We start from the raw sequence: 14,423 nt of genomic DNA, 5'->3' as shown, positions 1-14,423 counted from the left end.
CGAAGTCCAACGCGTCCCCTGAACTGGGGTGTTGCAACAACCACTAGAAGGGAAGTACGATCCCGGCGGGGGCGGAGGGCGGACGGGCCGACGGCGGTGAACCGGCCGCCCCGGCCCTCCCCGCAGGTGGCGGTCGGCAAGGCGGGCGCCGCCCGGCTGTACGAGACCCTCGGGTTCGGCGTCCGACGGGAGCTCCCGCTCACCGCCCAGGCACCCCCGAGCCCCCGCGCCCTCGGCACCCCGCTCCGCCCAACTCCCCGACCCGACACCCGCGTTCGGCACAGGAGAGGCCCCTGCCACACTGACCGCCATGACCACCACGCTCCGCATCGGTCTGCTCGGGGCCGCCGCCATCGCACCGAGTGCGCTGATCAAGCCCGCCGGGCGGACGCCCCGCGTCGCGGTGACCGCCGTCGCGGCCCGCGACAGGGCCCGCGCCGAGAGCTTCGCCCGCAAGCACGGAGTTCCTGTCGTGCACGCCGGCTACGACGCCCTGCTCGCGGACCCGCAGGTCGACGCCGTCTACATCCCGCTGCCCAACGGACTGCACGCCGAGTGGACGCTGAAGGCACTCGAAGCGGGCAAGCACGTCCTGTGCGAGAAGCCGCTGACCGCCAACCGCGCCGAGGCCGAGCGCGTCGCCGACGCGGCCGACGCCGCGCACGCCCGCGGCGGCCCGGTGGTGATGGAGGCCTTCCACTACCGACACCACGCGCTCGCCGCGCGCATGCGGGAGATCGTGGACAGCGGTGAACTCGGCGAACTCCGCCACGTCGAGGCGGAGGTGTGCTTTCCGCTGCCCCGGCTCCACGACATCCGCTACGACTACGCGCTGGCGGGCGGCGCCGCCATGGACGCGGGCTGCTACGCGGTGCACGTGGCCCGTCTCCTCGGCGGCGGAACGCCCTCCGTGTCGACGGCGACCGCGCTGCCCCTCGGCCGGGACCCGCGCGTCGACCGCGCGATGAGCGCCGAGCTGACCTTCCCGGGCGGAGCGACCGGACGAGTCCGCGCGTCCTTGTGGTCACGCCGCGTGCTCTCCATCAGGGCCCGCGCCGTGGGCACGGCCGGCGACATGGACGTCCTCAACTTCGTGATGCCCCAGCTGTATCACCGCCTGACCGTCCGCGGTCCGCGCGGTGACGGCCGCCGCACCGTGCGCAGGGAGCGCCTGCCGCGGCAGCCGTCGAGCTACGCCCGCCAGCTGTCCGCATTCGCGGCGGCGGTCCTCGACGGCGGTCCGGTGATCACCTCGGCCCGGGACGCCGTGCTGACCATGGGCGTCCTCGACGAGATGTACCGCAGGAGCGGGCTGCCGCTCCGGGGAGACCCCGAGCAGCGCTGAGGAACGCCGCCGGCGCGCCGTGCCGTGACGAGGCGCGAACCACCGATGCCGGCTCCAGTGCGGCGGCCGACTCGGCCGCCGATGCCTCGCCGCGCGCGAAGAGCGCCTTCACCGTGATGCCCGTGGCCGGTTCTGCCGGGCCAGGCCGGTGGACCCGCACCGCGCGACCGGGGACGCGGGAGCCCCCCCCAACGGCCCGGCTCCCGCGTCCCCTCGTGCTCAGCCCAGGTTCAGCCGGGAGTAGACCTTGCCCTCGGTGTCGCGGACGACGACACGGGAGACGCCGAGGCCGTCCGTGTCACCGTCCGACAGGTCGACGGTGGCGTACCAGACGCCCCAGCCGGGCTTGCCCGGGAGCTCGAGGAGCTTGCCGTGCACGACTCCGGCCGTGGTCCGCACCACGACACGCGAGGCGGTGCCCTTACCGCCGTAGTACACACCGGAGAGGAGGTAGTGACCGCCGGCACCCTCGGTCTGCAGCGACACCCCGGGCCGGCTGCGGTCGATGTTCCCGTCGACCACGCTGCGGAACTGCGGATCGGGGTTCTCGGGCGTCGTCCAGTGCTTGCCCTCCTCCGTCAGCCAGAACTCGGCTCCGCCGGACACCTCGACATGCTCCCCCGGGGAGACGATCCGGGCCGAGGGAGCCTTCCACGCCACCGACTCGACACTGACGGGTGCCGTCCCGCCCTGCGAGAGGGCGTGTGCCACCGTGGGCGTCCCGATCAGCGCGACGGCGACCGCGGCGGCGGCCACGCACCTCTGAATACCAGTCATTGAACAGACAACTCCTCGTGACATGAGCAACGTTCGGACGCTGGAAGGGCGCCCTCCATCCGTCCAAACCACCGGTATCCGCGGATCGGTTGCCACGGGCGCGTGAATTTCCGCACGGGTCGTCACGGGTCGTCGATCTGTTATCCTTCGCGTGACAACGCTGAACTCCCAGGCTGCCGTTGCCGATCGGGTCCACTGCCTGTGGTGGACCTCGCCGGGCTCGTCATACTTGCCGGATGGAGATGCAGGCCATGGAGGCGGCCGCCCGGCGATGGCTCGCCGATCAGGGTGTCAGCCAGGTGCGCGACGGGTGGGTGAGCGCCGGGGCGCCGGACCTGCTGCTCACGTCCAACCAAGTGGCGCATTCCTGGGCCGGTGACGTGTTCGCCGAGGAGGACCTGGACACGGCCGACCGGGTACGGCTGGCCTTCGGGCTGTTGGACCTCCTCGACGACTACTGGGTCACCTGCGAGATCCGGTTCGCCGACGACAGCGCCGAGGGTCCGCTGCCGGCCGACGTCCTGTGGGAGGGCTACCGGCAGCGGTTGGCGGCGGACAGGGACGCGGAGGCCGTCACCTACTCGCTGTGGGTCGACTGGTTCGAGGATCGCACCACCAGCGCGACGGCCTTCGCCGAAGTGCTCGGCAACGACATCGACCGAGTGGTGGCCGAACGATCGGAACCCCTGCTCCGCCGAGCCGGTCGGGTCCTGGAATGCTCAGGTCCGGTGCCCTGGTCGGTGAAGGAGCCGACCTACCGCACCACCCTGCGGCTCCCCGCCCTGCACCCGGCCCTCTTCAAAGGCCTACGGGCCGGCTACCACGATGTCTACGGCGACCTGGAACCGTCCGCCGCACTGTCCCTCCTCGACGAACTGGACCTCCCGGCGGACACCCGGCACATGGCGGAGCTGCGCCACGTGCTCGCCGCAGGACACGGGAACCACTACCGCAGCCCCCACGCCTGGGACGACGCGGTTCGCTCCCGCTCCTGAGCCGTGCGTCCGGCGGAGCAGAAGTCACGCCCGCGACCCGCGCCGGTCTGATCGCCCGTTGGGTGAGCTCCGGCCCGGCCCGCTCGCCCCAGGCTCCTCAGCCCTGGCTGCCGTACACGTGGAGGCCCCGGCCATGGGTGACGGCGACTCATCGCGGCTCACCGGTACGACCGGACAGCGCCTGGTACACCGCCCACACCACGGCCACGAGCGGTACGGCGACCACGGCACCGATCACCCCCGCGGCGACCGCTCCGCCGACGACCGCCAGCGCCACCACGACCGGGTGCAGGCGGACCGCCCAGCTCATCACGATGGGGTGCAGCAGGTGGCCCTCGATCTGTCCGATGACCACGATCAGGGCGACGACCAGCAGAGCGACGAAAGGTCCCTTCGACGCGAGCGCGACGACGGCCGCGATCGCCAGAGCGATCGGCGAGCCGATCAAGGGGATGAACGCGGCCAGGAACTCCAGCAGCGCCAACGGCATGGCGAGCGGCACTCCCAGAGCGAACAGCGCGATGCCCACGAGGACCGCGTTGACCGCCGCGACCAGCAGAATGCCGTGCGTGTACCCGGTGAAGGTCCGCCAGGCCGCCCGGCCCCCGACCGTGAACTGCCGCCGGGCCTCGTCGGGGAGCTGGTCGCACCACCACCGCCACTGCCGGTCGCCGGAGTGCGTGAAGAAGACCGCGCAGAACAGGGCCAGGGCGAGGACGGTCAGCACCTCCAGCAGCCGGCTCGCGCCGCTGAGCGCCGTACTGATGAGGGTGGAGCGGTGGCTCGACAGGAGCTTGCCGATCCGTGACTGGAGATCGTCGAACGCGTCCGGAGGAAGCCGGAAGGGTGGCTCCTCCAGCTGATGCTCGATCCGGTCGACGCCCGCCACGAACTCCTTCTCCAGCCCGGTCCGCTGATCCGCCGCGGTCTCACCCACCAGGGCCAGTACGCCGAGGACGAGGACGATGCCGCCGACGAGCGCAGTGGCCACCGCCAGCGGCCGGGGGACGAATCGCGCCAGAAGATCCGCCACCGGGCGGAGCACGGCGGTGATGACAAGACCGAGGAAGACGGCGACGGCGACCCGGTGAAACTGCCCGAGCACGGAGAAGGCGACGCGGACGACAACGCCGACGGCGATGATCCTCCACGCGTACGCCGCCGCGGCCCGCAGCAAGCGCGGCACGCGCGGCTCCTCGCCGTCATGGCGTCCGAGCGGCCGGGCGGGCTGATCGCGGGGTGTGGACATCCTATGCCCGTACCACTCGCCGACCGTCGGACAGCGGCGGCGGCCCAGAGTTCCCCCGAAGGCCGGTACCGGCCGGGCGTGCCGGCGGCGGGGCCCATCGAGCCCGGCCGTGCACGGAGTCATGCCACCCGGCCGGCGCCCCAGGCGTACGGCGCCGCCCTCGGCAGGCACCACCTGACCCGGGCCCCGGCTTCGCCCCGCGTGTCGCGCGCCTCAGCGGGCACCCGCAGTACAGGAAGACAGGGAGGACATCGTGAGCGAATACCGCGCACAGCACGTGCCGACGGCCGGCCACACCGCGGACGACGACCTGACCGGATACCAGGTGGACGCCACGGACGGTCACGTCGGCAAGGTCAGCAAGTACGCGAGGGACCTCGGTCCGCGGTTCCTCGTGGTGCACACCGGCCTGTGGGTTCTCGGCAAGGACGTGGTGATCCCGTCGGGCGCCGTCATGGGCATCGACCACGACGCCCGAATCGTGCAGCTGTCCCGGACGAAGGCACAGACCAGGTCGGCACCCGTCTTCGCCGAGGACACGCACCTGGGCGATCCGCGCCACCGCGACCAACTGGGCGGCCGGCACGGATCCGGGCACTGAGAGCAGAGGCTCCGTGCCCCTCATGAGATGCGACAACGCCATCCAGAAAGTGGTCAGTCGGAGTTCCCGCCCGGGGTGGTGGCCGGTGCCGGCACATTGCCGATGGCCCGTTTGAAGTCGGGGCAGTCGACGATCGGCTCGTGGTCGCAGACGGCCGCGTGCCGGAGGCTGTCGCGGAGGCGCGTGAGCCGGCCGATCTGCTCGTCGAGGCCGTCGGCCTTGGCAGCCATACGGACGCGCAGGTCCGCGTCGGACGGCCGTGCCACCAGGAACCGGCTGATCTCGGCGACCGAGAGTCCGGCGCTGCGCGCGCACGTGATCAGCGTCAGGCGTTCCAGTACGTCCGGGTGGTACGTGCGGCGTAGACCGTTGCGGCCCGCGGCGCCGATCAGGCCCTTCTTCTCGTAGAACCGCAGGGCCGAGGGCGCCAGCCCGGACCGCCGTGCGACCTCGCCGATGTCCAGCAGCGATGTGTCCATCGACTCCTCCTTGACTTGAATCGCGGTTCAAGTCGCAGCCTAGTCGCCATGAGGATCCATCACTTGAACTGCGGATCGGTTCGAACGATCGAGGCCACCTACGACGGCCCCCCGCCCGCACCCGCGGTCAACCACTGCCTGCTGATAGAGACCGACGCCGACGGCCTCGTCCTGGTCGAGACCGGTCTGGGCCTCGACGACGTCCGAGACCCCGGTGGCACGCTCGGCGCGGAATGGGTCGAGATGGCACAACCCGCACTCGACGCGGACGAGACAGCCGTCCGGCAGGTCGCCCGGCTGGGACATGATCCGTCCGACGTGCGTCACATCATCGTGACGCACCTGGACGTGGACCACTGCGGCGGCCTCCCCGACTTCCCTGACGCCCAAGTCCACGTGCTCGCCGCCGAACTCGACGCGGCGCGCGCCGAGGCACCCAGCTTCCGCTACCGTCCGGCTCACTGGGCGCACCGACCCCACTGGGTCACCTACGAGTCCGAGCCCGGCGAGCGGTGGTTCGGCTTCACCGCGCTCCAGCCGAAGGGGCTGCCGCCGGAGATCGAACTCGTCCCCCTCGGCGGTCACACCGCCGGCCACACCGGAGTCGCCGTGCACAACGGCGACCGGTGGCTCCTCCACTGCGGCGACGCCTACTACTACCACCGCGAGATCGAGGACTCGAAGGAACCCCACCCGCTGCTGGACCTCGTTCAGCAGGGCTCCCAAGTACACCCCGACCTGCGACTCGGAACCCAGGCCCGGCTGCGCGAGCTGGTCCGCGACCACGGTGACGAGGTCGAGCTCTTCTCCGCGCACGACCCGTGGGAACTGGCGCGCTACCGGGGTCTCCCGCACCTCGGGACCGGGGACCGGGCACCGTCATGACGGGGGCGGCTCGGCGTGCGGGCCGCGGGCACGGCGCGGATGCTGCGCGGCACCAGCGGAACCAACCATGCTGATTCTCAAGCGCGTTGATCGCCCCGGCACGGGGAGCCGACCCCGGCCGCTGTCGGCTCGGCTCGGCTACGCTCGGCGCCACTGACGTTCACTCCGCGATCCGGGCGACCCGCAACCGGACGGTCACCCGGGAGACGCGACAACGCATGAATACACCACCCTCGTCGCCCGGAGCGAAGCGGGCCGACGGACCGTCCGTCCGGATCGGCGCGCTCGTTCCGCTGACCAGGCCCGGCTGGGTCGAGGCGGGCCGGCATCTGCTCGCCGGACTCGAACTGGGCGTTCGCGAGGTCAACGACGCCGGCGGGATCGTCGGAAGACCACTCGAGCTGGTGGTGCGAGACACCGCTGCCGATCCGCGCAGGGCCGCGGCGGCCGTGGATGAACTGGCAGGCCTGGGCATGGCCGCCCTGGCGGGGGAGTACCACAGCGTCGTCGCTCGCGCCGCCGCCACCAGGGCCGACGCCCTCGGCCTGCCGTACCTCTGCTCGTCGGCGGTTCTCGATGCGCTCACCGAACAGCCGACGGATCGGGTCGCGCGGCTCTCCCCGCCACAGTCCCGCGGCTGGCAGGTCTACGCGGACTTTCTCCTCGGCGCGGGCCACCGTCGTATCGCCGTGGCGGCCCAGCCGAGTGTCTACTGGGCGTCCGGGACCCGCATTCTGCGGGACCACCTCGCTGCACGCGGCGGCGGCACCCTCATCGAACTCGACATGAGCGCGCTCAGTGCCACGGCCGTGTGCGACGCACTCGTCGGCCATCGTGCGACGGCCCTTCTGCTTCTGGTCGGCCACCCGGAGCCGGCCGTGTCGATCGTCAAGTCGGTCCGTCACGACGAGCGCCTCGCCGAGATCCTGATCGGTGCTCCGGCCGGGCAGCCGGAGTTCGCCGAATGGGCGACGCTGCTGGGCGACGACGGCGCCGCGATCCCGTTCCTGCGCTACCTGCCCGAGCGCCTCGGCCCACTCGGCGCGCGAGTCGAGTCGGTCCTGCGTGAACGGCTGGCCGAAGCGCCCTCCTTCGTCGCCTTCGAGGGCTACGACACGGTTGCCGTCCTGGCCGAGGTGCTCCGTTCCCACGGCCCGGACCGGGCGCGCATCGCCGCGTCCTGGCCGCACGTCGCCGTCGAGGGCACCCGCGGACGGATCCGGTTCTCCCGCACGCCGGGCATCAGCGTGTGGCAATGGGCCTGGCCGCACATCCAGGTTGCCGATCGGGACCCGGCCGAGCCCGATCGCTTGAGGATCCTCCACACCGGCTGAATGAGCAGGGAGACCTGACCGCCCGGCGGCCGTCGGCATGGTCCGCAGGCGCCGGACGGGGGAGCGGACCAGCACGAGGAATCCCCCGGCGGTGGCGGTCGCCGCGACGGTCATCGACGGGCCGAGACCGATCACGGAGACGAGCAGGCCCGCGCCGAGTGCGCTGAGGAATCTGCACGGCTGTTGCCACGCCGGACGGCGGCCGTTCATGCCGGTTCCGCCGGGGCCGGGACCGCTTCGGCCCCGGCAGGAAGGAACTTCGCCGACTTGGCGGCCAGGTGCCGGTCGAGGTACTCCGCGGCGTCGTCCGGGCGCATGCGGGCCAAGGTGACCAGGGCCGTGATGACCACATCCGCGACCTCCGCATGAGCGTCGTCCCACGGCGAGGTCCCTTTGCGGGGGTTGGTCCCACGGGCCCCGATGACCGCCTGGGCTGCTTCCCCGGTCTCCTCGGCGATCTTGAGGACCTGGAGGCTCCACTGCTCCTCCGGGCTCAGGCCGAGCGCGGTGTCGTGGTCGGTGAAGCGGCGGGCGAGTCGATCGATCATGTCCCAGGGGATGTCGTGCACGGCGTGCTGTCTCCTTCGGGGGTGCTGTGCGGGGTCAGGGTCTGTTCGCGGGTGGCTCCGCCGCGGGCGTGGCGGGATCCGCCACCGCGGTGTCGCGTCGCGGCGCGCTGTTCCGTGCGTGCCGAGGCCATGCGTCGCCTTCTTCCGGTCCCGCCGGGAGTTTCCGGTGCGTCTGGCTCAACGAGACGGCACAGCTTTCGAACGCACGTTTTTCAGACGTGCTGAGCCCGCCTCAGGACGGGAGAGACGAGGCCTGTGCCATGCATCGACCCTTGCCGGGACCGGCATGAGGTGAGAGCGATCTTGGCCGAAACGCCGAGCCCGGGCCCTCGACCACCGAAGCCGATCACCGAAGCGACGGTGCCGAGCGCCGGCCGGAACGCCACGAGCGAAGGACACCGCCTCGCCGAGGGCCTCGCGATCCGATCCCCACGCCCCGGCGACCCCGCCGAGCCGAACCACATGACCCCGTCCTCCGCGCCGTATCCCTCCCCACGGACGCCTCCCTCGGTGAAACGGGCACCGAACGGGCGCGTTCCCGGGCCAAGCAGGCATCGAAATCCCGAACCGCGGGCTACGGAACGGCTCTGAACAGGCATTTCTCCTCTCCGGCCCCGGCCACAGTCGGTCACGATGCGCCCGTTGACGAGCCTGGTCAGGGGGTGTCGTCCCCTTGTAGAAATTTGGCCACCAGGGTCCGAACGGGCCGGGCTCTGGCCGGCCGCCCCCTCGGGCGCACTGTCTGGAGCCGTCAAGCGGAGGTGTTGCCATGGATGCCGAGGAACGAAGGCACGGGATCCTGGAATCGGCACGCCGTGACGGCGCCGTCGACGTCAAGGTGCTCGCCGCCGGACTCGGGGTCTCGGCCGAGACCGTGCGACGCGACCTGAACGCGCTGGAACGGCACGGGCTCGTCCGCCGCACCCACGGCGGCGCCTACCCCGTCGAGAGCGCGGGCTTCGAGACCACGCTCGCCTTCCGGGCCACGGACCATGTCCCGGAGAAGAACCGGATAGCCGTGGCCGCGGCCGCACTCCTCGGCGACGCCGAGACCGTCTACATCGACGAGGGCTACACCCCTCAGCTCATCGCCGCGGCGCTTCCCCGCGACCGGCCACTGACCGTGGTCACCTCCTCGCTGACCACGGCGGGAGCCCTCGCGTCCGCCCGGAACATCAGCGTGCTGCTGCTCGGCGGCCGGGTGCGCGGCGGCACGCTCGCCACGGTCGACCACTGGGCCACCCACATGCTGTCCGGCTTCGTCATCGACCTGGCGTACGTCGGCGCGAACGGCATCTCACGCGAGTACGGGCTCACCACGCCCGATCCCGCGGTCAGCCAGGTGAAGGCGCAGGTCGTCCGAGTCGCCAGACGCCGCGTGTTCTCCGGCGTGCACACGAAGTTCGGTGCCGTGAGCTTCTGCCCGTTCGCGAAGGTCACGGACTTCGAGGCCATCGTCACCGACACGGGGCTCAGCAGCTCCGAAGCCCAGCGCTACGCACTGCTGGGACCACAGGTCATCCAGGCCTGAGCCGCGGTCCGTCCCCTCCCCGGTCCCTCCCAAGTACCCCCCCCGTTCGTCCATCCCTCCATCCCTCCATCCCGTCCCACCCCGCACGGCCAGGGCGTGACCTCCCACGCCCACGAAATCTCCTGGAGTCAGTCATGCGCACAAGAAGAAGCTTCCAGCTCCTCGTCACGACCGCGGCGGCAGGCTCGCTGCTCGTCGCCTGCAGCGGGGCCGGCGGCTCCTCGAGCACCGACGGCGGCGGGAAGACCATCAACGTGCTGATGGTCGGCAATCCGCAGATGGAGGACATCGCGAAGCTGACCGAGAGCACGTTCACCAAGGACACCGGCATCAAGGTCAAGTTCACGATCCTTCCCGAGAACGAACTGCGCGACAAAGTCACCCAGGACGTCGCCACCCAGGCCGGCCAGTACGACGTCGCCACCATCGGCGCCTACGAGGTCCCCATCTGGCAGAAGAACGGCTGGCTGCACGAACTCGGTTCCTACGCCGACAAGGACACCGCCTTCGACAAGGCCGACCTGCTCAAGCCGATCGTCACCTCGCTGTCCGGCTCCGACGGCAAGCTGTACGCCCTGCCGTTCTACGGCGAGTCCTCCTTCCTCATGTACAACAAGGACGTCATGAAGGCGAAGGGCATCACGGTGCCCGAGCACCCGACCTGGCAGCAGATCGCCGACATCGCCGCCGAGGTCGACGGCGCGGAGCCGGGCATGCGGGGCATCTGTCTGCGCGGTCTGGCCGGCTGGGGCGAGCTCGGCGCCACGCTGACGACCGTGGTCAACACCTTCGGAGGCACCTGGTTCACCAAGGACTGGAAGGCGGAGGTCGACAGCGCGGCGTTCAAGAAGGCGACGAACTTCTACGTCGATCTGGTGCGCGAGCACGGACAGGCGGGAGCGGCGCAGTCAGGCTTCACGGAGTGCCTGAACGCGATGAGCCAGAAGAAGGCCGCCATGTGGTACGACGCCACCAGCGCGGCCGGATCCCTCGAGGACGCCGCCACCAGCAAGATCGCCGGTCATGTCGGCTACGCGTACGCGCCGACCGTCGAGACCGAGAGCAGCGGCTGGCTCTGGTCCTGGGCCTGGGCCATGCCCAAGACCACCAAGAAGGCCGACGCCGCCTCGCAGTTCATGCTGTGGGCCTCCAGCAAGGAATACGAGAAGCTCGTCGGCGAGAAGCTCGGCTGGTCACGTGTCCCGGCCGGCAAGCGGGCCAGCACCTACGCACTCCCCGAGTACAGCAAGGCCGCCGGGTCGTTCGGTGACATCACCCTGAAGTCGATCGAGGCGGCCGACCCGGCCGACCCGGGCGTGCAGCCCCGGCCCACCGTCGGTGTCCAGTACGTGGCCGTCCCCGAGTTCCAGGACCTGGGCACCAAGGTCACCCAGGAGATCTCCGCGGCCATCGCTGGCAAGACCACCGTCGACAAGGCACTGACCGACGGCCAGAAGCTCGCCGAAGACGTCGCCGAGACCTACCGGAAGTGACGTCCGCCGCCCGGTCGGCCCATGCCGGCCGGCCGGGCACCGCTTCCCCTCCCCACCCCGCCGGCCCCGGCGAAGGAACACACATGACCACGCTCACCCATCCACCCCGGACGGCTTCCCCGCCGGCCCGCCCGCGCAAGGCCGCGGGCGGCGGGAAATGGCGGCGCCGCATCCCGCTGCTGCCGGCGCTCGTCTTCACCATCGTCGTCACCCAGCTGCCCTTCGTGGCCACCCTTGTCATCTCCACCCTCGAGTGGAACATCCTCAAGCCGGGCAACCGCCACTTCGTCGGTCTGGACAACTTCGCGTTCGTCTTCACCGACGAGCGGCTGCGCACCGCCGTGCTCAACACGATCGTGCTCACCGCGTCGGTGGTACTCATCAGTGTGGTCCTCGGGCTCGGCCTGGCCCTCCTGCTCGACCGCCGCTTCGTCGGCCGCGGGCTGGCCCGCACCCTGCTCATCGCGCCGTTCCTCGTCATGCCGGTCGCGGCCGCGCTCCTGTGGAAGCACGCCATCTACAACCCCGACTACGGCCTGCTCAACGGCACCCTCAACGCCGTGTACCGGTTCTTCGGAGCGGACAACGGCCCCACGGTCGACTGGATCTCCTCCTACCCGATGCCCGCCGTCGTGGTCTCGCTGGTCTGGCAGTGGACCCCGTTCATGATGCTGATCCTGCTGGCCGGCCTCCAGGCACAGCCCGGCGACGTCCTGGAGGCGGCGCGCGTCGACGGGGCCTCGGCCATGGCGACCTTCCGGCACATCACGCTGCCGCACCTGCGCCAGTACATCGAACTGGGCGTCCTGCTCGGCACGATCTACGTCGTCCAGACCTTCGACGCCGTCTACACCATCACCCAGGGCGGCCCCGGCTCCCGGACGACCAACCTGCCCTACGAGATCTACCTGACCATGTTCCGCAAGTTCGAGTACGGCCAGGCCGCCGCCGCGGGAGTGGTCGTCGTGCTCGGCTCGATCGTGATCGCGACCTTCGCGTTGCGCACCATCGCGTCGCTGTTCCGCGAGGAGGTGTCCCGGTGACCGCGCACGCACCCGCCGCCGTTCCCGGCGCGAGGCTGAAGAAGCTCGTCCGCCGCAACGAGAGGGGCAACAACACCCGCAACAACACACATGACGGGGCCCAGCGGCTGTCCCCGCTGTGGACCTTCGTCGCCTGGCTCGCGACGCTCGCCTTCTTCGCCCCGGTGGCGTGGATGGTGCTCACCTCGTTCCATCAGGAGGCGGACGCGGCGACCAACCCGCCGAGCCTGTTCGCCTCGCCCACCTTCGACCAGTACAGGCTGCTGTTCAGCCGGGACATCACGCCCTTCCTCCTCAACTCCGCCATGGCCGGCATCATCTCGACGCTGCTGGTGCTGGCCCTGGCGGTGCCGACGGCCTACGCGCTGTCCATCAAGCCGGTCGAGAAGTGGACCGACGTGATGTTCTTCTTCCTCTCCACGAAGTTCCTGCCGGCCATCGCGGCCCTGCTGCCGGTGTACCTGATCGTCAAGGACGCCGGGATGCTGGACAACGTGTGGACGCTGGTCATCCTCTACACCGCCATGAACCTTCCGATCGCGGTGTGGATGATGCGCTCGTTCCTCGCCGAGGTGCCCAAGGAGATCCTGGAGGCGGCCGAGGTCGACGGCGCGGGCCTGCCGACCGTGCTGCTGCGGATCGTCGCGCCGGTCGCCATGCCCGGACTCGCCGCCACCTCGCTGATCTGCTTCATCTTCAGCTGGAACGAGTTCATGTTCGCCGTGAACCTCACCGCCACCAACGCGTCGACCGCACCGGTGTTCCTCGTCGGCTTCATCACCAGCGAGGGCCTGTTCCTGGCCCGGCTCTGCGCCGCCGCCACGCTGGTCTCCCTGCCGGTCCTCATCGCCGGTTTCGCCGCTCAGGACAAACTGGTCCGCGGCCTGTCCCTAGGAGCAGTCAAGTGAAAGCCGCCGTCATCGAAGCCCCCGGCAAGGTCACCGTCACCACGGTGCCCGACCCCACTCCCGGGCCGCGGGAGGTCGTCGTCGACGTGTCGGCCTGCGGACTGTGCGGGACGGATCTGCACATCCTCCAGGGCGAGTTCGCCCCGACCCTGCCGATCGTGCCGGGGCACGAGTTCGCCGGCGAGGTCGTGGGGCTCGGCCGTGACGTCACCGAGTTGTCCGTCGGCGACCGCGTCGCCGTGGACCCCTCGCTGTACTGCCACGAGTGCCGCTACTGCCGCCTCGGGCACAACAACCTGTGCGACCGCTGGCAGGCCATCGGTGTGACGGTGTCCGGCGGCGCCGCCGAGTACGCCGTCGCCCCCGTCGCCAACTGCGTCCGGCTGCCCGACCATGTGGACGTCCAGGACGCGGCCCTCATCGAGCCGTTGTCCTGCGCGGTGCGCGGATACGACGTCCTCAACAGCCGGCTCGGCTCCCACGTGCTGATCTACGGCAGCGGGACGATGGGGCTGATGATGCTGGAACTGGCCAAGCGCACGGGCGCCGTGTCGGTGGACGTCGTCGACCTCAACCCCGAGCGGCTGGCCACCGCCGAGAAGCTCGGCTGCTCGAAGTCCGCGCTCAGCGCCGACGAGCTCGACCGGCCCGCCGGCTGGGACGTGGTGATCGACGCGACGGGCAACGCCGCCGCCATCCAGGACGGCCTGGAGCGGGTCGCCAAGGCCGGTACGTTCCTCCAGTTCGGCGTCTCCGACTACGCGACGACGGCCACCATCTCGCCGTACCGTATCTACAACCAGGAGATCACCATCACCGGCTCCATGGCGGTGCTGCACAGCTACGAGCGGGCGGCGGAACTGTTCGCCGCGGGGGTGCTGGACCCCCGGGTGTTCATCAGCGACCGGCTGCCCCTGGACGAGTACCCGCAGGCGCTGGAGCGTTTCGCCGCCGGCCAGGGACGCAAGATCGTCATCGTGCCCTGACCGTACGGCGCTCTCCTCGATCGGCGTGCGGGGTCCCGCCCCGCATGCCGATCGCCGCCGTCGGGGCACCCGTGGCGGACGAGCGACCGCACCCCATTCCTCCCCCCCTCGCAGAGCAAGGAACTGTCTCGTGATCGTCGTCGCCGGTGAGGCCCTCATCGATCTGGTGCCTCAGGGCACGGGTGCCCTGGCACCCCTGCGGCCCGCGCTCGGCGGCGGGCCCTACAA

At 70.7% G+C, this 14,423-nt stretch carries 14 protein-coding genes and 1 pseudogene; 11 read left to right on the top strand and 4 right to left on the bottom strand.

Annotated features, from left to right (window positions below; translation table 11 throughout):
* Positions 1–310 precede the first annotated feature (310 nt).
* Positions 311–1,345 (top strand): Gfo/Idh/MocA family protein, encoded by a 1,035-nt coding sequence (locus IE275_RS45030; RefSeq protein ID WP_189718504.1) that lies wholly within the window; start codon positions 311–313, stop codon positions 1,343–1,345.
* 219 nt (positions 1,346–1,564) lie between these two features.
* Here the strand turns inward: IE275_RS45030 and IE275_RS45025 are convergent, their stop codons facing one another.
* Positions 1,565–2,122: a hypothetical protein gene (locus IE275_RS45025; RefSeq protein ID WP_229871418.1), complete on the bottom strand. Its 558-nt coding sequence runs from the start codon at positions 2,120–2,122 to the stop codon at positions 1,565–1,567.
* 236 nt (positions 2,123–2,358) lie between these two features.
* Between IE275_RS45025 and IE275_RS45020 the strand changes: the two genes are divergently transcribed.
* Positions 2,359–3,117: a hypothetical protein gene (locus tag IE275_RS45020; RefSeq protein WP_189718502.1), complete on the top strand. Its 759-nt coding sequence runs from the start codon at positions 2,359–2,361 to the stop codon at positions 3,115–3,117.
* A 148-nt stretch (positions 3,118–3,265) separates the two neighbouring features.
* On the opposite strand, the gene IE275_RS45015 is transcribed toward IE275_RS45020, so the two are convergent.
* Complete coding sequence (locus IE275_RS45015; RefSeq protein WP_189718501.1) at positions 3,266–4,366, bottom strand: AI-2E family transporter; 1,101 nt, start codon at positions 4,364–4,366, stop codon at positions 3,266–3,268.
* A gap of 253 nt (positions 4,367–4,619) precedes the next feature.
* Between IE275_RS45015 and IE275_RS45010 the strand changes: the two genes are divergently transcribed.
* Positions 4,620–4,967 carry a PRC-barrel domain containing protein gene (locus tag IE275_RS45010; RefSeq protein ID WP_229871412.1) on the top strand — a complete coding sequence of 116 codons (348 nt, stop codon included), beginning with the start codon at positions 4,620–4,622 and terminating at the stop codon, positions 4,965–4,967.
* A gap of 53 nt (positions 4,968–5,020) precedes the next feature.
* Here IE275_RS45010 and IE275_RS45005 read toward each other — a convergent pair whose 3' ends face one another.
* On the bottom strand, positions 5,021–5,446 hold the full coding sequence (locus tag IE275_RS45005) for a MerR family transcriptional regulator (protein WP_189718500.1): 426 nt from the start codon (positions 5,444–5,446) through the stop codon (positions 5,021–5,023).
* A 48-nt stretch (positions 5,447–5,494) separates the two neighbouring features.
* Here IE275_RS45005 and IE275_RS45000 point away from each other — a divergent pair, with 48 nt between their 5' ends.
* Both IE275_RS45000 and IE275_RS44995 read left to right on the top strand, forming a co-directional pair.
* The gene (locus IE275_RS45000; protein ID WP_189718499.1) at positions 5,495–6,331 is read left to right on the top strand and encodes an MBL fold metallo-hydrolase; all 837 of its coding nucleotides are present in this window, start codon (positions 5,495–5,497) and stop codon (positions 6,329–6,331) included.
* A gap of 218 nt (positions 6,332–6,549) precedes the next feature.
* Positions 6,550–7,665: an ABC transporter substrate-binding protein gene (locus IE275_RS44995; protein ID WP_189718498.1), complete on the top strand. Its 1,116-nt coding sequence runs from the start codon at positions 6,550–6,552 to the stop codon at positions 7,663–7,665.
* Between the two features lie 206 nt (positions 7,666–7,871).
* On the opposite strand, the gene IE275_RS44990 is transcribed toward IE275_RS44995, so the two are convergent.
* Positions 7,872–8,234, bottom strand: a complete 363-nt coding sequence (locus IE275_RS44990) for a MazG-like family protein (RefSeq protein WP_189718497.1) — start codon at positions 8,232–8,234, stop codon at positions 7,872–7,874.
* A 769-nt stretch (positions 8,235–9,003) separates the two neighbouring features.
* Between IE275_RS44990 and IE275_RS44985 the strand changes: the two genes are divergently transcribed.
* The 6 genes and pseudogenes from IE275_RS44985 to IE275_RS44960 all read left to right on the top strand — a co-directional run.
* A complete protein-coding gene (locus IE275_RS44985) occupies positions 9,004–9,765 on the top strand; it encodes a DeoR/GlpR family DNA-binding transcription regulator (RefSeq protein WP_189718496.1) in 762 nt (253 codons plus the stop codon).
* A gap of 134 nt (positions 9,766–9,899) precedes the next feature.
* Complete coding sequence (locus IE275_RS44980; protein WP_189718495.1) at positions 9,900–11,258, top strand: ABC transporter substrate-binding protein; 1,359 nt, start codon at positions 9,900–9,902, stop codon at positions 11,256–11,258.
* An 83-nt stretch (positions 11,259–11,341) separates the two neighbouring features.
* The gene (locus IE275_RS44975) at positions 11,342–12,301 is read left to right on the top strand and encodes a carbohydrate ABC transporter permease (RefSeq protein ID WP_189718494.1); all 960 of its coding nucleotides are present in this window, start codon (positions 11,342–11,344) and stop codon (positions 12,299–12,301) included.
* Positions 12,302–12,408: 107 nt separating this feature from the next.
* A complete protein-coding gene (locus IE275_RS44970; RefSeq protein ID WP_229871420.1) occupies positions 12,409–13,209 on the top strand; it encodes a carbohydrate ABC transporter permease in 801 nt (266 codons plus the stop codon).
* Complete coding sequence (locus IE275_RS44965; protein WP_189718493.1) at positions 13,206–14,195, top strand: zinc-dependent alcohol dehydrogenase family protein; 990 nt, start codon at positions 13,206–13,208, stop codon at positions 14,193–14,195. Before IE275_RS44970 ends, IE275_RS44965 begins: the two co-directional genes overlap by 4 nt.
* Positions 14,196–14,325: 130 nt before the next feature.
* Positions 14,326–14,423, top strand: a pseudogene (locus IE275_RS44960) (carbohydrate kinase); the annotation flags it as partial.

The sequence above is a fragment of the Streptomyces phaeofaciens genome (assembly GCF_014648915.1).
Taxonomy (GTDB): Bacteria; Actinomycetota; Actinomycetes; order Streptomycetales; family Streptomycetaceae; genus Streptomyces; species Streptomyces phaeofaciens.
This window is presented reverse-complemented; position numbering and strand designations above follow the sequence as displayed.